Source organism: Sorangium sp. So ce1504, from assembly GCF_051521635.1.
GTDB lineage: Bacteria > Myxococcota_A > Polyangia > Polyangiales > Polyangiaceae > Sorangium > Sorangium cellulosum_B.
Genome location: NZ_CP150365.1, coordinates 1,344,005 through 1,365,087 on the forward strand (window position 1 = coordinate 1,344,005; position 21,083 = coordinate 1,365,087).

Annotated in this window: 12 protein-coding genes and 1 riboswitch; of the genes, 9 read left to right on the plus strand and 3 right to left on the minus strand. The window is 71.6% G+C overall.

The features are described from left to right. Positions 1–29: 29 nt before the first annotated feature. Entirely contained in the window at positions 30–1,916 is a 1,887-nt protein-coding gene (typA, locus tag WMF39_RS05030) for a translational GTPase TypA (RefSeq protein ID WP_437744409.1), read from the minus strand. A gap of 150 nt (positions 1,917–2,066) precedes the next feature. Beyond that, positions 2,067–2,274, plus strand: a riboswitch (cobalamin riboswitch). Positions 2,275–2,512: 238 nt separating this feature from the next. Between typA and WMF39_RS05035 the strand changes: the two genes are divergently transcribed. Continuing rightward, on the plus strand, positions 2,513–4,714 hold the full coding sequence (locus WMF39_RS05035; protein ID WP_437744410.1) for a TonB-dependent receptor: 2,202 nt from the start codon (positions 2,513–2,515) through the stop codon (positions 4,712–4,714). A 13-nt stretch (positions 4,715–4,727) separates the two neighbouring features. On the opposite strand, the gene WMF39_RS05040 is transcribed toward WMF39_RS05035, so the two are convergent. Continuing rightward, positions 4,728–5,222, minus strand: coding sequence for a hypothetical protein (locus WMF39_RS05040; protein WP_437744411.1), 495 nt, complete (start codon positions 5,220–5,222; stop codon positions 4,728–4,730). Positions 5,223–5,680: 458 nt separating this feature from the next. Between WMF39_RS05040 and WMF39_RS05045 the strand changes: the two genes are divergently transcribed. The 8 genes from WMF39_RS05045 to WMF39_RS05080 all read left to right on the plus strand — a co-directional run bounded on the left by WMF39_RS05045 (position 5,681) and on the right by WMF39_RS05080 (position 20,591). Then, complete coding sequence (locus tag WMF39_RS05045; protein ID WP_437744412.1) at positions 5,681–7,585, plus strand: hybrid sensor histidine kinase/response regulator; 1,905 nt, start codon at positions 5,681–5,683, stop codon at positions 7,583–7,585. Between the two features lie 161 nt (positions 7,586–7,746). After that, positions 7,747–8,451, plus strand: coding sequence for a DNA-directed RNA polymerase (locus WMF39_RS05050; protein WP_437744413.1), 705 nt, complete (start codon positions 7,747–7,749; stop codon positions 8,449–8,451). A gap of 78 nt (positions 8,452–8,529) precedes the next feature. Further along, positions 8,530–11,193, plus strand: a complete 2,664-nt coding sequence (locus WMF39_RS05055; RefSeq protein WP_437744414.1) for an ATP-binding protein — start codon at positions 8,530–8,532, stop codon at positions 11,191–11,193. Positions 11,194–11,250: 57 nt separating this feature from the next. Beyond that, a complete protein-coding gene (locus WMF39_RS05060; protein ID WP_012233567.1) occupies positions 11,251–13,002 on the plus strand; it encodes a serine/threonine-protein kinase in 1,752 nt (583 codons plus the stop codon). A gap of 472 nt (positions 13,003–13,474) precedes the next feature. Continuing rightward, positions 13,475–15,925 carry a sodium-translocating pyrophosphatase gene (locus tag WMF39_RS05065; RefSeq protein WP_437744415.1) on the plus strand — a complete coding sequence of 817 codons (2,451 nt, stop codon included), beginning with the start codon at positions 13,475–13,477 and terminating at the stop codon, positions 15,923–15,925. 153 nt (positions 15,926–16,078) lie between these two features. Beyond that, on the plus strand, positions 16,079–16,282 hold the full coding sequence (locus tag WMF39_RS05070; protein WP_437297996.1) for a hypothetical protein: 204 nt from the start codon (positions 16,079–16,081) through the stop codon (positions 16,280–16,282). Positions 16,283–16,875: 593 nt separating this feature from the next. After that, the gene (locus tag WMF39_RS05075) at positions 16,876–18,930 is read left to right on the plus strand and encodes a PhoX family protein (RefSeq protein WP_437744416.1); all 2,055 of its coding nucleotides are present in this window, start codon (positions 16,876–16,878) and stop codon (positions 18,928–18,930) included. 8 nt (positions 18,931–18,938) lie between these two features. Beyond that, positions 18,939–20,591 carry a hypothetical protein gene (locus WMF39_RS05080; protein ID WP_437744417.1) on the plus strand — a complete coding sequence of 551 codons (1,653 nt, stop codon included), beginning with the start codon at positions 18,939–18,941 and terminating at the stop codon, positions 20,589–20,591. Positions 20,592–20,637: 46 nt separating this feature from the next. Here WMF39_RS05080 and panD read toward each other — a convergent pair whose 3' ends face one another. Continuing rightward, complete coding sequence (gene panD / locus WMF39_RS05085; RefSeq protein ID WP_437297999.1) at positions 20,638–21,027, minus strand: aspartate 1-decarboxylase; 390 nt, start codon at positions 21,025–21,027, stop codon at positions 20,638–20,640. Positions 21,028–21,083: the final 56 nt, after the last annotated feature.

A 21,083-nucleotide genomic window follows, 5' to 3' on the forward strand; every position in this document is an offset into this window, starting at 1 on the left:
TCGGGCGCGCGTCAGGCGTCCGATGCCGCTCACTCCACCGCCTGCGATTGCTCGATCGCGTCCTCGCGGCGCTCCCGGCGGTTGCACGCGAGCACCTTCTTGCGGACGCGCACCGCGTCGGGCGTGACCTCGACGAGCTCGTCGCCGTCGATCCACTCCATCGCCGTCTCGATCGTGAGCAGCCGCGGGCTGGCCAGGAGGACGTTCTCGTCCTTGCCGTGGTTGCGCACGTTCGACAGCTTCTTCTCCTTGATGACGTTGACGTCGGTGTCGTTCGGCCGGTTGTGCTCGCCGATGATCATCCCCTCGTAGACCTCGACGCCGGGGACGATGAAGAACATGCCGCGCGGCTGCAGGTGGTGCAGCGCGTACGGGGTCGCCACGCCGACGCGATCGGCGACGATGGCGCCGGTCGGGCGGCGCATCATCGGGCCGCCCCAGGGCGCCCAGCCGTCGAACATCGTGTTGAGCAGGCCCGTCCCGCGCGTCGCCGTCAGGAACTCGCCGCGGAAGCCGATGAGCCCGCGCGACGGCACCCGGAACTCGAGGCGGGCGCGGCCGAAGCCGGGGTTCGTCATCTTCACCATCCGGCCGCGGCGGGAGCTGAGGCGCTCGGTCACGATGCCGACGTAGGTGTCCGGCACGTCCACGACCACGAGCTCGAGCGGCTCCATCACCTCGCCGTCGATCTCGCGCGTCACCACCTCGGGGTTCGAGAGCTGCATCTCGTACCCCTCGCGCCGCATCGTCTCCACGAGGATCGCCAGCTGGAGCTCGCCGCGGCCGAGCACCACGAACGTGTCGGGCACCTCCGTCGGCTCCACCCGGATCGCGAGGTTCTTCATCGCCTCGCGCTCGAGCCGCTCCTTCAGGTGACGGCTCGTGAGGTACTTCGACTGCTTGCACTTGCCGGCGAAGGTCGACGTGTTGACGCCGATCTTCATCTTGATCGTCGGCTCCTCGACGACGATGCGCGGCAGCGCCTCGGGGTGCGCCGGATCCGTGATCGTGTCGCCGATCGTGACCGCGTCGAGCCCGGCGATCGCGATCACCTCGCCCGCGACGGCGCTCTCGACCGCGACGCGCTTCAGCCCCTCGTAGGCGTAGAGCATCTTCACGTAGCCGCGCGACTGGCCGCCCTCGCCGAGGAGCGCGACGTCGGCGCCCGACCGGGCGGTGCCGCGGACCACGCGGCCGACCGCGAGCCGGCCCACGTAATCGTCGTGGGTCGTGTTGCAGACGATGACCTGGAGCGGACCGTCGGGGTCGCCGGAGGGGCCGGGAACCCGCTCGAGGATGGTCTCGAAGAGCGGATCGAGGTCCTTCGCCTCGTGCTCGAGCTCGCGCTTCGCCTGGCCGAGCTTCGCCACGGCGTAGAGCGTCGAGAAGTCCATCTGCGCGTCGCTCGCCTCGAGGTCACAGAAGAGGTCGAACACCTCGGAGAGCACCTCGTGGGCGCGCGCGTCGCTCCGGTCGATCTTGTTGATGACCACGATGACCGGGAAGCCGCGCTGGAGGCACTTCGAGAGCACGAAGCGCGTCTGCGGCAGCGGGCCCTCGGCGGCGTCGACGAGGAGGAGCGCCCCGTCGGCCATCATGAGCGTGCGCTCGACCTCGCCGCCGAAGTCGGAGTGGCCGGGCGTGTCGACGATGTTGATCTTGACCCCGCGGTACCGGATGCTCGTGTTCTTCGCGAGGATGGTGATGCCGCGCTCCCGCTCGAGGTCGTTCGAGTCCATGACGCGCTCGGCCACGACCTCGTTCTCTCGGAAGGCGCCCGACTGGCGGAGCATGTGATCGACGAGGGTCGTCTTCCCGTGGTCGACGTGGGCGACGATGGCGATGTTGCGGAGATCGTTACGGGGCATATACGGCGGCGGCCGTGTAGCACGCGACCCACGGAGGAGCGAGCCCATCCTCGCTAGAGCCCGAACGTTCGGCCTGCACGGCAGGCCCGCGTCGAGGCGCTCGGATGGAGAGCGCGAGGCGCGCGCATGGCGCGAGAGCGGCGCGCGTCGAGCGGGCGAGCGGAGCGGTAGCGATTGACAGCCGAAGGCGCACGGCCATAGGGTGCGCGCCGTGCTGGTGCCCGGGCGTTCGCCTGGGCCGAAGAGGGAACCCGGTGAAACTCCGGGGCTGCCCCGCAGCGGTAAGCGAGAACGACCTCCACCCCAAGCACTGGCCCGACGAGGGCTGGGAAGCGGTGGACAGTAGGGAGCCGGTCAGACCGGAGCGCTCGCGAGCCCGAAGACCTGCCAGCGCCCGGCGGCGGGAGACATCCGGCGCCGGTTCGACCTGGGAGCCTCGAGGGAGGCGGTGAGGTCCGAGCCGGTGCAGCTCTGCCTCTGCCACGTCCCGGATACCGAACCGCCCCCCGCGTCGCCTTCCGGTCGCCCGCGGGGGCGACAGGTCGGTCCAGCGCACCGTGCGATGGCCAGCCATTTCGTCCTCGCGGAGCTCGACGCGAGCGGCCCGACGCCGCTCCGCGCGATTGCGGCGAAGGAGGACACGAATGCTGCGCGAGACGGTCACGACGAGCCACGGGCACCGCCATCCATTTCATCTGCTCGCCGCGTTATCCATGGTGCTGGCCGCCGCGCGGCCCGCGCGCGCCGAGGGCGACACCCTCGGGTCGCCCGCTGCCCCGCCGGAGGCCGCCGCTGCAGAGCCCACCGGCGAGGGCGCGCCCGCTGGCGACGCCGCGATCGAGGTCACGATCCAGGCGGAGAAGCCGGGCAGCGAGGCCGCGTCGCGCGTCTCCGTCGGACACCGGGAGCTCGAGCTCCGGCCGAGGCTCCGGCCGGGCGACATCCTCGAGTCGGTCCCCGGGCTCTTCGCCGTGCAGCACGCGGGCGGCGGCAAGGCGAACCAGTACTTCCTCCGCGGATTCGACGCGGATCATGGGACCGACGTCGCCTTCTTCGTCGACGGCGTGCCCGTCAACATGGTCAGCCACGGCCACGGGCACGGCTTCACCGATCTCTACTTCATGATCCCGGAGCTCGTGACAGGGCTCGACGGGTACAAGGGGCCTTATTACGCGAGCATCGGCGACTTCGGTACGGCGGGCGCCGTCAACCTGCGCTTCGCCGAGAAGCTCGAGGAGAGCTACGCGCAGGTCAGCCTGGGGCAGTACGGTATCCAGCGCGGCCTCGTCATCGCCTCGCCGGATCTCGGCGACGCGTGGCGCGCGGTGGCCGCGGCGGAGATCTACCGGAACGACGGGCCGTTCCTGAGCCCGGAGCGGCTCGAGCGCTTCAACGTGTACCTGCGGGCCACGCACGATCTCGACAACACCGGGAAGATCCAGATGACCTGGATGTCGTATGGATCGACCTGGCACGGCTCCGGCCAGATCCCCGCGCGCGCCGTGTGCGGCGAGGGCGAGCAGGGCGGGTTGAACCCGCCGCCGTCGGCGTTCGGACAGCCGTGTATCGACCATTTCGGCGCCGTGGATCCGACCGAGGGCGGGGCGACCGAGCGGCACATGGCGTCCGTCGCGTACTCGACCGCGTGGCGGGACGCCGATCTGAGCGCGCTGGCCTACCTCGTCCGCTACCGCTTCACGCTGTACTCGAACTTCACCTTCTTCAGCGAGGACCCCGTCCACGGCGACCAGATCGAGCAGAACGACGACCGCACGGTCGGCGGCGCCGATCTCCGCTTCCGCAGGCAATACGAGATCGGCGGGGCGAGGTTCACGACCTCGCTCGGCGCGCAGATCCGCGCGGACGCGATCGACAAGTCCCTCCACCACGACGAGGCGCGCGAGCGGATCGAGGAGAAGAGCAGGACCCACGTCGATGAGAGCCAGATCGGCGTCTACGTCGAGCAGGACGCCCGGCTCCGGCGCTGGCTCCGCGTCGTGCTCGGGGCGCGCGCGCAGTGGATCGACGTCAACGTGGACGATCCGGGCGAGGACCTCGAGGCGGCGGGGAACAGGTCGAGCGGCGCCCGGGGACAGATGCAGCTGCTCCCGAAGCTCACGGCGATCGTGTCGCCCGTCGAGGGGGTCGATCTCTTCGCCCACTTCGGGCGGGGCTTCCACTCGAACGACGCGCAGGGCGTGGTGCTGGGGCAGGGGGCGGCGACGCTGATCACGCCCGCGACGGGCTACGAGATCGGCCTGCGGGTCGCGCCCTTGCGCGGGCTGTCGCTGAGCGGGGCCGCGTTCCTGCTCGACCTGGACTCGGAGCTGGTCTGGAGCGGCGACGCGGGCGCGACCGAGGCGTCGGGGCAGACGCGGCGCTACGGGATCGAGATCGGCGGGCGCTACCGGCTCTGGAGCTGGCTCTTCGCGGACGTGGACGCGACCTTCACCCGCGCGCGCTTCCGCGAGAACGCCGGCAACGCGAGCGCGGTCGCCCTCGCGCCGACCCAGACGCTGACCGCGGGCGTCGGCGTCCGCCCGACGCTCGGCGCGTTCACGCCGTTCGCGGCGCTGCGGGTCAAGGCGATCGGCGCTCGGCCCGCGACCGAGGACGAGTCGCTCACCGCCGAGGGGTTCACGGTCGTCGACGCCAACGCCGGGCTGCGGTGGAAGAACGTCGAGGTGGCCGTGGACATCCAGAACCTCTTCGACACGACGTGGCGCGAGGTCCAGTTCGCGAGCGAGTCGCGGCTGCAGTACGAGCCGGCCGCGGTCACCGGGATCCACTACTCGCCGGGGTGGCCGTTCACCGCGATCGGGCGGGCGACGCTGTACTGGGAGTAGGCGCAGCGCCGGCTCATGTCCGGCGGAGGTCCTCGCGCAGCGCGTCGAGCGATGCCCGGAACGCGGCTTCGCTCACGGCGGCGCCCGTCGCTAGGGGCAGGAGCTCTGCGAACATCTGCCAGGCTTCCCGGATGTCACATACCCTGTGCGGATAACGCTGACGGGCAATGAGCGTGAGCCCTGTCACGACGCTGCGAACCATCGCCGCCTGGAACCCCGAGCCCTCGAAGACGACCGCTGAGCACCTGATGGTTGCGCTCGCCTCCGCGAGGAAGCTCGCGATCGCCCTGCGCGCGGGCGCCGACGGCAACGACGCCCCGCTCTCGACGAGGGTGAGCAGCCCTATGCCGCGCGGGTGCTTCTTCGCGAACTCCGCGCACGCGTCGCTCAGGTGGCGCGCGGCCTCCTCGGTCGTCTCGCGGCGCCAGATGACGCAGAAGATCTGGTGCCAGGAAGTCAGGACGTAGTCCGGTTGTCTGGTGACCAGGTGCCAGGGGTCAGGATGCATGATCGTGCTCGTTCTGGAGCGGTCGCAGCGGAGATGCTCGCGGCGGCCTCAGGGTACACCGGCCAGGGTACACCGGCGTCTCTTTCCCCGCGACACGCACGCACACCAACTCGAGCGTGAGCCACCGGGCGTCGATAACGGATCCGCGCCGCGCGCTCTCGGCGCTGATGGGCAAGACAGTACCGGTGCCGTCGAGGTTGGGTGGCTCGCACTGGCCACGTTCGATGGCGCCACAATCGATGAGTCCGTCTTGACAGTCTCGAACCGCTCCGGCGGGTAGCCGTGGCCCTGCGCGGCCGCTGGCGGGCGCCCTCGACGCCGGCCCACGCGGCAATTGCTGTGCTCGTCACTCGCCGCTGCCGGCCGCCACGATGACCGCTCGCAGACGCGGAGAGCAGGACGGGAACGGAGAGCCTCGCCGCGTGGCAAACGTGTACCCATGCTGTAGGCTGTGCCGCATGGATCCGACGGGGCTCGGCGCCGATCTGCAATTCCGCACGCTGGTCGAAGGGGTGAAGGACTACGCCATCTTCATGCTGGACACCGAGGGGCGCGTGATCACGTGGAACGCCGGCGCCGAGCAGATCAAAGGATACTCCGCGCGAGAGGTGATCGGCTCGCACTTCTCGCGCTTCTATCCGGCCGAGGCGATCGAGCGGAGGTGGCCACAGACAGAGCTCGCCGAAGCGCGGCGCGTGGGCCGCTTCGAGGACGAAGGCTGGCGCGTGCGCAAGGACGGCTCGATGTTCTGGGCGAACGTCATCATCACGGCCCTCCACGGCCCCGACGGCGAGCTGCGCGGCTTCTCCAAGATCACGCGCGACCTGAGCGAGCGCAAGCGCCAGGAAGAGTCGCTGCGGCAGAGCGAGGAGCGCTTCCGCACGCTGGTCGAAGGCGTGAAGGATTACGCCATCTTCATGCTCGACCCCGAGGGCAGGGTGACCATGTGGAACGCCGGCGCGGAGCGGATCAAGGGATATTCCGCGCGAGAGGTGATCGGCACGCATTTCTCGCGCTTCTATCCGGCCGAGGCGATCGAGCGCGGCCGGCCAGAGATGGTGCTCGCCGCCGCGCGGCGCGAAGGCAGCTTCGAGGACGAAGGCTGGCGCGTGCGCAAGGACGGCTCGATGTTCTGGGCGAGCGTCCTCGTCACGGCCATCCGTGGCCCGGGCGGCGAGCTGCGCGGCTTCTCCAAGATCACGCGCGACCTGAGCGAGCGCAAGCGCCTGGAGCAGATGGAGTCCAACGCGCGCCAGATGGAGGAATTCGTGGCGATGCTGGCGCACGAGCTGCGCAATCCGCTGGCGCCGATCGCCAACGCGACAAGCGTCCTCAAGCTCGAAGGCCAGGGCAACGCCCAGGTCGTCTGGGCAGCCGGCCTGATGGAACGGCAGCTCGGTCAGCTCGTGCGGCTCGTCGACGACCTGCTCGACGTGAGCCGCATCACGCGCGGCAAGATCGCCCTGGAGTCCAAGCGGATCGACCTCGCCGACGTGGTGACGCGCGCGGCGGAAGCGTCCCGGACCTGGATCGACGCGCGCGAGCAGACCCTGGAGCTGCAGCTGCCCGCCGAGCCGCTCGCCATCGTCCCGGGCGACCTGGCGCGGCTCACGCAGGTGGTGAGCAACCTGCTGCACAACGCGGCGAAGTTCACGCTGCCGCGCGGCTCGATCCGGGTCACCGTGGAGGCGGACGACGCGCACGCGATCCTCCGTATCCGCGACAACGGCGTGGGGATATCGCCCGAGCTGCTGCCGCAGGTGTTCGATCTGTTCACGCAGGGGGATCGCGGCCTCGATCGCGTCGAGGGCGGGCTGGGCCTCGGATTGACGATCGTGCGCCGGCTTGTCGAGCTGCACGGCGGGACGGTCCAGGCGCTCAGCGAGGGGCCCGGCCGCGGCAGCGAGTTCATCGTGCGATTGCCGCGGCTGACGCGCCCCCTCGCGCCGCCGACGGTGGGCGCGCCCGCAACGAAGGCCGGGCGCAAGCTGCGCATCCTCGTCGTCGACGACAACCACGACTCGGCCGAGAGCATGGCGCTGCTGCTCAAGCGCATGGGCAACGACGTGCACGCCGTGTTCGACGGCCCTTCAGCGCTCGAGCTCGCGGCGCAGCTCCAGCCCGATGTCGTGCTGCTCGATATCGGCATGCCGGGCATGACAGGGATTGACGTCGCGCGCGCGCTGCGTCGCACTCCCGGCCTCGCGGGCCTATCGCTGTTCGCGATGACCGGTTACGGCCAGGAATCGGACCGCCGCATGACCCGGGAGGCCGGGTTCGACGTGCACCTGGTCAAGCCGATCCGCGCGGAGGTGCTGAAACAGCACCTGGCGGACATCGCCAATCGTCCTGGAGCCGGCTGAGCGCCTCATCCCGTCGCGCGCCCCGGAGGCGGCGGCGACTCCGCCGTTGCGTCGCCAGGCACCCTCGCGGCGGGCGGCTCGCTGTAAGCTGCGCCCGGCCGCCCCGTTGCGAAGAGGTGCGCCGCGGCGATCTCGCCGGGGCCTCCTCAACGAGGGCTTCCATGCCGTTCTCCGTCCACCCGACCCACGCCGCGGCGCGCTGGCGCCTGTCCACGGCGTCCGCCCCGCTCTTCCTGGCGCTCCTTTCGCTCCTCCTCCTGGGCTGCGGCCCCCGCCTCGTCCCGTTCACGCACGAGCTCCGGGTGCAGCGCGACCTGAGCGACAGCGACGTGAAGAACCTGCAATTTTACGTTTCGCACCCGATCGCGCTGCGCCGCGAGCTCACGGCCGAGAGCTCGCAGGTGACGAGCAGCCACAAGCTCCTGCTCGTCTCCGGGAAGGTCATCGAGGAGGTCGTCGTCGAGGAGCGCACGCCCGGCGTGGTGGTCGCCGCTCGCGGCGGCGCCCTGTCGGTGAGCTTCGAGCCCGGCGCGTCGCTCACGTTCTCCGCAGGCCCCGAGCTCTTCGCACCCGCCCCGCCCGCGCCGCCCGCGCCGTCGTTCCCGGGCTTCGCGACCCCGCCCGATCCGTTCCCCGGCAACGCGGAGCCGCTCCTGGCCAGCCCGAGCGCCTCCGGCGACGGCAGCGGCCCCGGCGGCAACTACTGGCTCGCGGCCGGGCCCGGCCGCGAGATCCGTTACCAGGGCAAGGTGTTCTCGGCGATCGAGGACAGCCTGCGGGCCCACCTCCTGATCGACGCCGACGCGCTCGAGGAGGTCGTCGAGCGGCGCACCGTCCTCCCGGGCGTGCGCCTCCCCGCCCGCTGACGCGCGGAGGCGCGCCCCGCCGCGGGCCGGGGCGCCGTTGCGAGGGCGCGCGCCCTGCGCTTCCATGCCGCTCGCCTCGTGACCACGCCGCCGCCGCCCCCGCCCGCCGCGCTCCGCGCCCCGCGCGTCCGCGCAGAGCTCGTCGCGACCGGATGGGAGCTGTTCTCGGCGCTCCTGTTCCTCTCCGCCGTCGTCCCCGCCGCCCTCACCACGCCGTGGCCGGCGATCCTCCTGCTCGCCTCCCTGGCCGCCTCGGCCGCGTTCTCGGGCGCGCTCACCCGCCGCGGCGACCGCGGCTTCGCCGTCGCGGCGGCGATCCGCACCCTCTCGTGGCCGCTCGCGGTCTTGCCGCTCGCGTTCCGAGGCGCCCCGACCGTGCCCCCCTCCTGGCCAGGGCCGCTCGGGATCGGCCGCGCGACGCCGCCGTCGTGGCTCGGCCTCCTGGTGACCGCGGTCGCCTTCGGCGTCATGGCGGGCGGCATGCGCCGCGCGATCTACCGCGCCCTGCTCCGCGAAGGCGCCGTCGAGGGCGGCGCCGGAGACGCCGCCTCGGCGCGCGCCCTCGCCGCGGCGCTCCGGCCGAGGCTCGCGGAGTCGGCGGCGACCGCGGGCATCGTCGGCGGGCACGTCATGCTGCTCTTCTGCGTCGCGTTCCTCCGCACCCAGAGCCAGGTCGTGTTCCAGGCGTGGTTCGAGGTCGTCCCCCTCCTCGCCCTCTCGGGCACCCTCGGCTTCACGCTCGCCGTGCGCCCCGCCACGCGCCCGATCCTGGCCGCCCTCGCGGCCGGCCCTTCCGGCGCCCGCGCCCTGCTCGGCCGTGGCCTCGCCCGCGCCGAGCGGCTCCCCGACGTGCTCGCCTCCTTGAACTTCGCGCTGTGGCTCGGGTGCACCGCGATCGGCATGGCCTACGTGCGCGTCGGCGCCACCTCCAGCGTCGCCGACGCGCTCATGCAGCTCGGCTTCGGCGCGCTCTTCGCCTTCGGCGTCTCGTTCTACCAGCGCGCCTGGCACAAGGACTCGGTCGCCCGCGCGGTGGACCTCCTGCGCGCCTGGACGGGCGCGCCCGAGCACGGCGGCGCGCCCCCGACGCCCCTCCGGCGGCGCATGCTGCGCGACTTCGGGCTGCCCCTCCTGTTCACGGGGCTCCTCTCGCTCTTCTCGTCGATCGGCCTCTACCGCGCGCTCGCCACCGGCTCGTCGTTCGACGAGGACTTCAACGCGATCACCGCGCTCTTCGCCTCGCTGTCCCTCCTCGTCCTCGCCGCCCTCGGCGTCGTCGCGCGGGCGGCGCGCGAGCTCTCCCGGCCGATGGCACAGCTCGCCCGCGCCGCCGACGAGGTCGCGCGCGGCGAGCTCGACGCCGCCGTGCCGCGGCTGTCAGGGCCGAAGGAGGTCGTGGGCCTCGGCGAGAGCGTCGAGCGCATGCGGCAGGCGCTGTCCCGGACGATCGCCGAGCTCGAGGCCGAGCGCGCCGGCCTCGAGGAGAACGTCGCCGCGCGCACCGCCGAGCTCACGCGCGCCCTGTCCGAGCTGAAGCGGACGCAGGCCGCGCTCATCCAGGGCGAGCGGCTCGCCTCCATCGGCGAGCTCGTGGCCGGCGTGGCGCACGAGATCTACAACCCGCTGAACGCCATCGCCGGCGCCGCCCAGCCGATCGAGGAGCGCGCCGCGGAGCTCCGCGCCGTCCTCGACGCGTACCGCGAGGCGGAGCGCGATCTCCCGGGCGAGCGCCGCCGCGCGCTCGAGGCGCTCCGCGAGCGGCTCCAGACCGAGGCGGCGCTCGACGATCTCGCCGGCATCTCGACCCTCGTCCACCGCGCGGTCGAGCGCAGCGTCCGCATCGTCACCAACCTGAAGAGCTTCTCGCGCGTCTCGGGCGAGCCGCTGCCGGTCGATCTGCACGCCGGGCTCGAGGAGACGCTGCTCCTGCTCGGCCCGCGGCTCCGGCAGGCGCGCATCGAGGTGATCCGGCGCTACGGCGAGCTGCCGCCCGTCACCTGCAGGGGCGGCGAGATCAACCAGGTGTTCATGAACCTCCTCGTCAACGCCATCCAGGCGCTCGAGGCGCCGCCGGCGCCCGCCGCGCCGGCAGAGGAGGGGACCTCCGGCGGGGGCGCGGCGCCGCGTGCGCCCGGCGAGCCGGCGATCTGCATCGAGACCTGGGTCGACGAGGACATGGCGGCCGTCGCGATCTCGGACAGCGGGCCCGGCGTTCCGGCGGACCTCGCCCAGCGCATCTTCGATCCGTTCTTCACCACGAAGCCGCGAGGGCAGGGGACCGGCCTCGGGCTGTCGATCTCGACCGAGATCGTCCGGCGGCACGGCGGCACGCTGGCCCTCGCGCCAGAACCAGAACCAGAAGAAGAAGATGGCGACGGCGGCCGCGGCGGACACCCGCGCCGCGGAGCGCCGGCCTCGGTCCACGGCGCGCGCTTCGTCTGTCGCCTGCCCCTCGATCCTCGCCCGGCGAGCGCCCGTCCGCAAGGCGATACCCCTCCTCCCGCACGGCCGTCCACGGAGGCGAGCCCGCCCGAACGGCCGTCCGCGGAGGCGAGCCCGCCCGCTCGGCCTAACGCGCGGCTTGGCTCGACGAGACGAGCGCGTCATCGGCGCCGGTCTCCCACCCCACCTCCACACGGAGCTCGCACGATATTCATCGCAACCCGACCGCGGGCCCGTAGACCGGCTGTTTCAAACCGGATACGTTCAGCGAGCGATCCGACTCACCGCACAGCGCAATAGGGCCCTGAGAGACGAGAACGGCTCTTCTGGGGAGCGCTGAGGAGAAACGAAGGCACCATGGAGCGCGCGATTCAGCGACCGGCAGGTCCCAAGGCTTCGAGCACCGATCCGTTGATCGGGAAGGTCGTGGCCGGCAGGTACCGGCTCGAGGCACGGCTTGGCGAAGGCGGCATGGGCGTCGTTTATCGCGCTCGCCACGTGCTGATCGACCGGGTCGTCGCCCTGAAGCTCATCCGGCCCGATCTCCGCGGAGAGACCCACCTCCGCGCGTGGATGCTGCGCGAGGCGCGCGCCGCAAACCGCGTTGATCACGCCCACATCATCGATATCCACGACATCGGCGAGACCGAGGAGGGCGAGCTCTATCTCGTCATGGAGTACCTCGTCGGCACGCCGCTCTCGGCGGAGCTCGCGCGCGGCCCGATGCCGATCGCGCGATCGGTGGACATCCTCGAGCAGATGTGCGCGGCTCTCGCGCGCGCCCACGACCTCGGCGTCGTGCACCGCGACCTGAAGAGCGACAACATCCTGCTCACCCACCGCGGCGGCCGGAAGGATTTCGTCAAGATCCTCGACTTCGGCCTCGCCGCCATCGCGCGCGACCCGCGCCTCGCCCCGAAGGGCGCGGTCTTCGGGACGCCCGAGTACATGTCGCCCGAGCAGGCGCGCGGCGAGGAGGCGACGGCGCAGTCCGACCTCTACGCGCTCGGCGTGCTCTTCTTCGAGATGCTGACCGGGCAGCTCCCCTTCCGCGCGAACGACCGCGACACGCTCCTCGAGATGCAGCGGACCCACGCGCCGCCGCGGCCCCGCTCGATCCGCCCCGACGCGCACGCGCAGGGCGAGGCGATCGTGCTGCGCCTGCTCGAGAAGGACATCCGCAAGCGCTACCGCGACGCCCACCACCTCCAGGAGGAGCTGAAGGCGCTCCAGCGCGGGCTCCCGGCCCACGCGTGGGAGGTCGAGGGGAGCGACGGCGTGCCGGTGCCGCCGCCGCCGCCGCCGCCGCAGAGCGCCGGCGTCATCGAGTGGGCGAGCCGGGCGGCCCTGTTCTCGCGCATGGTCTCCCGCGCCTACCCGTCCGGGCAGGTGCCGCAGGAGGTCCAGAACGGCCTTGCGCAGGCCTGGGACCTCGCCGCGCGCGCCAACAAGCTCGAGGGCGAGGTCGCGAGCCTCACCCGCAAGCTCGAGGCGCTCGAGCGCCGCGGCCGCGCGCTGCGCGCCGAGATCGGCCGCAAGGTCGAGGAGCTCGCGCACGAGGAGTCGCGCGTGATGCGCGAGGCGATGGCCGACGGCGAGGACGTCGAGAAGGTCCGCGTCGAGCTCGCCGCCGCCGAGAAGCTCGCGCTGTCCGCGCGCCAGCTGGCGGACGGGGCGGCCCGCCAGGGCAACCACGATCCGCTCATCTACGAGCGCGCGGGCGCGGCCGGCGCGACCGCGCAGGCGAAGCGCGAGCAGCTCGGGCGTTACGAGCACAAGAAGAACACGCGCGAGGCGAACGCGCGCGACCTGCGCCGCCAGATCGACGAGCTCCGCGCCCAGCTCGCCCGCTACGCCGAGGCCCTGGAGGAGGACCTGGCGCAGGGGCGCGAGCGCGTCGCGGCGCGCACGCGCGAGGGGCTCGCCTACGAGAAATCGTTCAGCGAGGCCTCCAACCTGCTGCTGAGCCACCTCCGCAACAAGCCGGAGTGTCGGGATCTCGTGGCGGAGCTCCTCACGTCCCACGCCAGCCCTGGCGCGGACTCGGGCTCGGATCAGCGGCTCTCCGGCTCGGATCGGCGGCTGAACAACGCGACCGAGCGCAACTGAACACGGACGAAGACAGCTGAACGCGATCGAGCGCAGCTGAAAGCGTCCGAGCGCAGCTGAATGCGACCGAACGCGACAGCGTGTGACAGCGTTCGGTCGTGCGCGCTTCTTTCTTTCACCATCGTACGTAATCTCCCTACGTCATCTCCTGACGTCGCGCCGCTGACAGGCCTTCTCGTCGTGGGCGCGCACCGCGCCCTCTCGACGGCGTCTCGGGTGCATGGTAGCTAGCGCGCGCCTCGGGGGTCCGGTCACGGTGGAGGCATGCCTGGCAGCTCTGGGCACTCCGACACCCTCCGGTCGTCGAGGGACGAGGCTGTGCTGAAGCGTCGGCGTTAGAGCAAGAGCCACTCCGGCAGCGCGCCGGTCCCCTTCCCCTTTACGCAGGCGGCCAACCCCTCGGAACCACGAAGCAGCGGGCGGCGATGGCGCCGTCCTCTGCCTCGGATTTTGCGATGGAGGCACACCGTCCATGAACGTTCTCCGGTCCCAAAAGGCCTGGCTCGCACCGCTGCTGGCCGGGCTCGCTGCGCTCGCCCTGCTGCTCAGCGGCGGGCTCGCCAGCGCCAGTGAATCCGATCTCATCCTCCCCGACCTAAGCACCCAGTCCTTCGGTGGCATCGACGGCCGCACGCTCCTCATGGGCGGCATCGGCGTCTGCGCGCTCGGGTTCGCGTTCGGGCTCGTCATCTACTCGCAGCTGAACAAACTCCCGGTCCACCGCGCGATGCGGGAGATCTCGGAGCTCATCTACGAGACCTGCAAGACGTACCTGGTCACGCAGTTCAAGTTCATCCTGCTGCTCGAGATCCTGATCGGCGCGGTCATGGTTCTCTACTTCGGCGTGCTGCGCCACATGGAGGCCACGAAGGTCGTGGTCATCCTGCTGGCCAGCCTGGTCGGCATCGCCGGCAGCTGCGGCGTCGCCTGGTTCGGCATGCGCATCAACACGTTCGCGAACTCGCGCGCCGCGTTCGCGAGCCTCAAGGGCAAGCCGTTCCCGACGTACGCGATCCCGCTCAAGGCCGGGATGAGCATCGGCGCCGTCCTCATCAGCACCGAGCTCATGCTCATGCTGGTGATCCTGCTCTTCATCCCCGCCGACTACGCCGGCCCGTGCTTCATCGGCTTCGCCATCGGCGAGTCGCTCGGCGCCTCCGCGCTCCGCATCGCGGGCGGCATCTTCACGAAGATCGCCGACATCGGCTCGGACCTGATGAAGATCGTCTTCAACATCAAGGAAGACGACGCGCGCAACCCGGGCGTCATCGCCGACTGCACCGGCGACAACGCCGGCGACTCGGTCGGCCCGAGCGCTGACGGCTTCGAGACCTACGGCGTGACCGGCGTCGCGCTCATCTCGTTCATCCTCCTCGCCGTCCCCGACGCCGCCGTCCAGGTCCAGCTGCTCGTCTGGATCTTCGTGATGCGCATCGTGATGGTCCTCGCGAGCATCGGCTCGTACCTCCTCAACGAGGCGATCGCGAAGGCGTCCTACGCCGACGCCGACAAGATGAACTTCGAGGCCCCCCTGACGCGCCTCGTCTGGCTGACCTCGCTCGTGTCGGTCGCGCTCACCTACGCCGTCTCGGCGTTCATGATCCCGAACATCGGGGGCGACACGACGCTCTGGTGGAAGCTCTCGTCGATCATCACCTGCGGCACCCTGGCGGGCGCCATCATCCCGGAGATGACCAAGATCTTCACCTCGACCGAGTCGGGCCACGTCCGCGAGGTCGTGACCGCGTCGCGCGAGGGCGGCGCCTCGCTGAACGTGCTCTCGGGCCTGACGGCCGGCAATTTCAGCGCGTACTGGATGGGCATCGTCCTCGTCGTGCTGATGGCCATCTCGTACTTCTTCTCCGCCCAGGGCCTCGGGCAGCTCATGATCGCCGAGAGCGTCTTCGCCTTCGGCCTCGTGGCGTTCGGCTTCCTCGGCATGGGCCCGGTGACCATCGCGGTCGACTCCTACGGCCCTGTGACCGACAACGCGCAGTCGGTCTACGAGCTCTCGCTCATCGAGAGCGTCCCGAACGTCGAGGCCGAGCTCAAGAAGGATTTCGGCTTCACCCCGAACTTCGACAAGGCGAAGCATTTCCTCGAGGAGAACGACGGCGCGGGCAACACCTTCAAGGCGACGGCCAAGCCGGTGCTCATCGGGACGGCGGTCGTCGGCGCGACGACGCTCATCTTCTCGATCATCGTCGTGCTCACGAGCAAGCTGACGACGAACGTGGACAAGCTCTCGCTGCTCCACCCGCCGTTCCTGCTCGGCCTCGTGACGGGCGGCGCGGTCATCTACTGGTTCACCGGCGCGTCGACCCAGGCGGTCTCGACAGGCGCCTACCGCGCGGTCGAGTTCATCAAGGCGAACATCCGCCTCGAGGGCGTGGAGAAGGCCTCGATCACCGACAGCAAGAAGGTGGTCGAGATCTGCACGCAGTACGCGCAGCGGGGGATGTTCAACATCTTCCTCGGCGTCTTCTTCTCGACGCTCGCGTTCGCCTGCCTCGAGCCGTTCTTCTTCATCGGCTACCTCATCAGCATCGCGCTCTTCGGGCTCTATCAGGCGATCTTCATGGCGAACGCCGGCGGCGCCTGGGACAACGCGAAGAAGCTCGTCGAGGTGGAGCTGAAGGAGAAGGGCACGCCGCTCCACGCGGCGACGGTCGTCGGCGACACCGTGGGCGACCCCTTCAAGGACACCTCGTCCGTCGCGATGAACCCCATCATCAAGTTCACGACGCTGTTCGGCCTCCTCGCGGTCGAGCTGGCGATCGAGATCGACCGCGGGACGAGCCTCGTGCTCGCGGGCATCTTCTTCGTGCTCTCGACGGTGTTCGTGTACCGCTCCTTCTACGGGATGCGGATCAAGTCGGACGAGAAGGCGACCGCCGCTGCCGGCGCCCGCGCCACGGCCTGAGCCAGGCGTCTCCTCTCGCGCTCGGCGCTCCCCGCGCCCTGGCGCTCCCCTCACACGCGCTGACCTCACCCGCCGCCCGACGCCGCTCCGCGGTCGACGGCGCGCGGGGGGAGGGGCCTTGCGCCCAGCGTGCCCGCACTATAGTGACCCTTCATGCGAGCGCTCTGCCCCACCTGCGGCCTCCATCACGAGGTAGTCCGGGTCCTCGAAGACGGACACGGCGAGCAGCGCAAGGACGTCTATCAGGTAGAGCCGCTCCTCGGCTGCGAGCGCACCTGGATCTCGGACAGGGAGCTGCTCGAGGCGCGCGCTCGCTTCGGTCAAGACGTCGTCGTCCCCGACGAAGATGACGAGTAGCGCAGCGACGACGGCCGCGCGGTCATGACGAGCAACGCGGCTCCGCTGGTCATCTGAGGGCATCTTCGCCGTGGCCCCGGCGCGTGGCCGCCGGTCGTGCGGTGCTCATGACACGCCCGATCGAGGGTCAGGCGATCTCTGACAACAACTCGTCGCGTGAGGGGCATTGGGGCGCCACCGTCGCCAGGCATCGTCTGCGGCCATTACCCGGCGGAGACGAGGAAATGATGACGAGGCGGACCCTGAGGACGGCGTTGCTTCTGGTGCTCGCAGGCGGTCTTGCCGCGATCGGGAGCGGTTGCGGCGAGGATGGCGCGAAGGGCGCGCCCGGCGCGCCCGGTGAACAGGGCGCACCGGGCAAGGACGGCGCGAACGGGGAGCAGGGAGAGCCCGGGGAGCAGGGAGAGCCCGGTGAGCAGGGGGAGCCCGGTGAGCAGGGGGAGCCCGGGGCGCAGGGGGAGCCCGGGGCGCCAGGGGAGCCCGGAGCGCCTGGTGAGCCCGGAGCGCCTGGTGAGCCCGGAGCGCCTGGCGAGCCCGGGGCGCCCGGCGAGGACGCGCCGGTGTGGAGCAGCGCTGCGAACCTCGGGGACTACGTGAGGGAGCGCGTCGCGCTGTTCGCCACCGGCACCTTGCCCGAGGGCGAGCAGTTCCCGCTCCGCGCGGCCGCGACCGACACCATCCGTGCCCTCGCCGGCGTGCGCTCCGACATCGTGGTGACCTGGCTCGATCCGCTGACCTTCAGCACCGCGCCGGAAGCGCCTCGCTTCGGCGCCAACAACGACTACACCGCGTTCTTCGGCGAAGGGTGGGCCGCCACCGCGGGCGACGCGCCGCAGTGGAACGGCTCCGCCACCGCCGGGTGGCTCTGGGTCAACCACGAGTACGTCTCCGGGCGAAGCCCGACGGTCAGCTCCGCGCCGACCGGGCAGCACCTCACGCTGGCCCGGCACCTGCGCAAGCTCGGCGTCCTCACGAATGATGTCGAGTCCAACGTCTGGTTGCAGGCGGACGTCGACACCTATATCCGCTGGGAAAAGAAGGAGGTCGGCGGCTCCTGGCTCCGGACCGTGCAGGACCCGGCGACGGGCGCATGGTCGGTCGACCGGAGCGCGACCGCCGTCCGCTACGACGCGACGAGCAAGACGCTGAGCCGCCTCGCGGGGCACGAGCTCTCTAGTCCGGGCCACGACGACACGACCGGCGCGGCGCTCGCGGGCGGGCTCGTGGCCGGCATCATGGGCGACTGCGCCGGCGGGCAGACGCCGTGGGGCACGGTGATCACCGCCGAGGAGAACGTGCAGGACTACTACGGTGATCTCGAGGCGAGCTGGTCGGGCGATCAGCGGTTCCTCACCGGCCGGGGCTTCGACCCGGGCGCGCCGGTGAGCCCTGTCTTCGAGGCGAGCACCAGCGCGGAGTTCGGGCGCATCTCCGATCCGAACGGCCGGCAGCCGCGCGACCATTACGGGTATCTCACCGAGATCGACCCGGGGCAGCCCGCTGGCGAGTACGACGGCAAGACCCAGGCGGGCACGGGCCACAAGAAGTTCGGCTTCATGGGCCGCGCCCGCTGGGAGGCCGCGACGTTCGCTGTCGACGACGCGTGGAGGCTCGTGCCCGGCCGGCCGATCGTGGTCTACGGGACCGACGATCGCCGCGGCGGCCGCATCTACAAGTACGTGACCAGCGGCACGTACACGGCCGGGATGACGCGGGCGGCGATCCGCGCGCTGCTCGACGAAGGCAAGCTCTACGCGGCGCACATGGCCGGGCTCGACAACACGACAGGCAACACCCTGGTCGCGACCCACGCGGCCCCGACCGAGGCGGCCCCGGGCACGGGGCAGTGGATCGAGCTCTCCGTCGACAGCGCCGCCATCGCGCCGAACGCGGCAGCGCTCGGCGACCCGGCCAGGACGGTCGGCGACGCGCTGCGCGACGTGAGCTGGAACCGGATCGGCGGCTTCCCGACGGATTACGACGTCTGGCGCGCGCTGTTCACGGCGAGCAACAAGGTCGGGATCATGGAGCTGAACCGGCCCGAGGACATCGAGTGGAACCCGCGCGACCCGAGCGGCACGCCGCGCCTCTACGTGGCGTTCACCAACCACACGGGGCAGACGTCGCTCGATCAGGACGGCGCGGTCTTCGATCCGGCGACCCACGCGACCCAGTCCCCGAAGCGCGCGGACGCCGTGGGCTCGATCTTCGCCCTGGAGGAGTCCGACCCCGCGAACCCGGGCGCGTCGATCGAATTCCTGTACTTCGAGGTGTGGCACGGCTCGAAGGGGCAGGGCGACTTCGACGCCTCCTGCCCGGACAACCTGCTCCTCGACCGCGATGGCGGCGTGTGGTTCGGCACCGACGGCAACTTCGGCGTGGCCTCGCACGCGGACGCCTTCTACTACCTCGATCTCGACCCTGCCCACCGCGCGGGCCAGCCGGGCGTGACCCAGCCGAGCTTCGGCAAGGCGTTCCGCGTCGTGGGGCTGCCGAGCGACGCGGAGGCGACCGGCCCGTCGTTCACGCCCGACATGGGCACGATCTTCATGTCGGTGCAGCACCCCGGCGAGAACGCCTACAGCACCTGGCCGAAGGGCGACGCCTCCCTGTCGAGCGTCATCGCGGTCACCTTCCTGCCCGAGTGATCCCCTCGATGCCCGCCCGCCGCGCGCGCCTGCTGTCCGCGCCCCTGGTCTTCGCGGCGGTGTCCGCCGTCCTCGCCGCGGGCGCGCGCTGTGGCGGGGGCGGCTACGACCCGCTCGCCACCGCGGCCGCGCGCGCCGGGCGCGCGGGCAACCCCGAGGCGTCGATCCCGCCGATGTGTTACGCGACCACGGCCAGCGGCGCGAACGGCTGCTGGACGTGCCACACGATCGGGATCGGCCCGAACACGCTCGCCGATCACGAGCTCCAGCGCGAGTACAGCTTCTCGGACGCGGCCCGGAAGAACCCCTGGACGAACCTGCTCGACGACCTCTCGGCCGCCGCCGCCCGGACGAGCGACGCGGAGATCCTCGAGTACATCCGGGAGGACAACTACGCGCCGCTGCGCGAGGCGCTCGCCGCGCGCCGGGATTACCCGGGCTACGTGCCGGATCTCGACCTCGGCGCCGGGCTCGACGAGGAGGGCTTCGCGCGCGACGGGAGCGGCTTCCGCGCGGTCCGCTACAAGCCGTTCCCCGGGAGCTTCTGGCCCACGAACGGCAGCGCCGGCGACGTGTTCCTCCGGCTGCCGGCCGCGTTCCGCGAGGACGCCTCGGGCGCGCCGTCGCGCGAGGTGTACAAGCTGAACCTCGCGCTGCTCGAGGCGGCGATCGCGTCGCCGTCGCCCCTGCCGAGGGAGGGCGCGGCCGGGCCCGCCGACGCGGCCGCCGGGCGGAAGGTGGAGCCGGTGAGCGAGCTCCTCGCCGGCTTCGATCTCGACGGCGACGGCGCGCTCGAGCCCGCGGTGACGCGCGTCGTCCGCCTGCCCGCGCGGTATGCTGGCGGGGCGGCCGGCGTACCGGTGCGGGCGTGGCTCTACCCGCGCGGGGTGGAGCTCCTGCACTCGGTGCGGTACCTCGACCCGGATCGCCCGGCGCTGCTCGCCGCGCGGATGAAGGAGCTGCGCTACGCGCGCAAGGTCGACGAGCCGGACGACTGGGCGATCGCGCGCGCGTACGAGCGCGAGGCGGAGGAGAAGGACGAGGGGCAGCCGCCGTTCCACCCGGGCGGGCCCGAGGTCGGCCTGCGCAACGCGTTCGGCTGGCAGATCCAGGCGTTCATCGAGGACGAGCAGGGCCGGCTGCGGCTGCAGACCGCGGAGGAGCACCGGGCGTGCATGGGCTGCCACGGCGCGGTCGGGGTGACGGTGGATCACACCTTCTCGCTGGCGCGCAAGGTGCCCGGCGCGGCCGGCTGGCGGCACCAGGACCTGCGCGGCATGCCCGACGTGCCGCAGGCCGGCCACGCGGAGCCGGAGGTGCTGACCTACCTGCGCCGCGCGCGCGGGGCCGACGACTACCGCGGGAACGCGGAGATGCTCGCCCGCTTCTTCCCGGGCGGCGCGCTCGATGAGGCCGAGGTGCGGCGCGGCGCGCCCGGCGGCGACCGCGATCTCGCGTACCTCGTCGCGCCGTCGCGCGAGCGGGCCCTCCTGCTGGACAAGGCCTACCGCGCCCTGGTCCGGATGCAGCGCTTCGAGGCGGGGCGGGATGTGGCGCTCGGGCCCGCGACGGGGATCCTGCGCGTCGTGGAGGGCGAGTCGACGGGCCTCGGCGAGGCGCAGCGCGTGTACCTCGACGGGCGGGTCCACCTCGCCTGGTGAGGCCCAGGCGGCGGCCCGGAGAGGCCTCGGCGCCTGGGGGGCGCGCTCAGTTGGGCGCGAGCGGGCCCGGCGTCTCGGGCGGCTGGTCGGCGAGCGGCCGGTTGCGCCCGTCGACGCGGAGCACGCGCGGCGTGTGCCGCCGCGCCTCGGCGTCGTCCATGTCCGCGAACGTCGCGATGATCACGAGGTCGCCCGGCTGATTGAGGTGCGCCGCCGCGCCGTTGATGCACACGACGCCCGAGCCGCGCGCCCCCGCGAGCGCGTACGTGGTCAGCCGGGAGCCGCGCGTCACGTTCCAGATGTCGACCGCCTCGTACGGCAAGATGTCCGCGGCCTCCAGGAGGTCGGCGTCGATCGTGACGCTGCCCTCGTAGTGCAGATCCGCGTGGGTCACGGTCGCGCGGTGGATCTTGCTCTTGAACATCCGTCGGTTCATGCGTGATGCCCTCTGCCCTTCCCGGCCAGGGACGGCGGCGCGCGCGCCCGGTCGAG

What these genes read in the sequence shown, in the direction of transcription:
- typA (WP_437744409.1), bottom strand. Translation starts at nt 1,916, where the DNA reads ATGGGCTCGCTCCTCCGTGGGTCGCGTGCTACACGGCCGCCGCCGTAT.
- WMF39_RS05035 (WP_437744410.1), top strand. Translation starts at nt 2,513, where the DNA reads ATGCTGCGCGAGACGGTCACGACGAGCCACGGGCACCGCCATCCATTT.
- WMF39_RS05040 (WP_437744411.1), bottom strand. Translation starts at nt 5,222, where the DNA reads ATGCATCCTGACCCCTGGCACCTGGTCACCAGACAACCGGACTACGTC.
- WMF39_RS05045 (WP_437744412.1), top strand. Translation starts at nt 5,681, where the DNA reads ATGGATCCGACGGGGCTCGGCGCCGATCTGCAATTCCGCACGCTGGTC.
- WMF39_RS05050 (WP_437744413.1), top strand. Translation starts at nt 7,747, where the DNA reads ATGCCGTTCTCCGTCCACCCGACCCACGCCGCGGCGCGCTGGCGCCTG.
- WMF39_RS05060 (WP_012233567.1), top strand. Translation starts at nt 11,251, where the DNA reads ATGGAGCGCGCGATTCAGCGACCGGCAGGTCCCAAGGCTTCGAGCACC.
- WMF39_RS05065 (WP_437744415.1), top strand. Translation starts at nt 13,475, where the DNA reads ATGAACGTTCTCCGGTCCCAAAAGGCCTGGCTCGCACCGCTGCTGGCC.
- WMF39_RS05070 (WP_437297996.1), top strand. Translation starts at nt 16,079, where the DNA reads ATGCGAGCGCTCTGCCCCACCTGCGGCCTCCATCACGAGGTAGTCCGG.
- WMF39_RS05080 (WP_437744417.1), top strand. Translation starts at nt 18,939, where the DNA reads ATGCCCGCCCGCCGCGCGCGCCTGCTGTCCGCGCCCCTGGTCTTCGCG.
- panD (WP_437297999.1), bottom strand. Translation starts at nt 21,027, where the DNA reads ATGAACCGACGGATGTTCAAGAGCAAGATCCACCGCGCGACCGTGACC.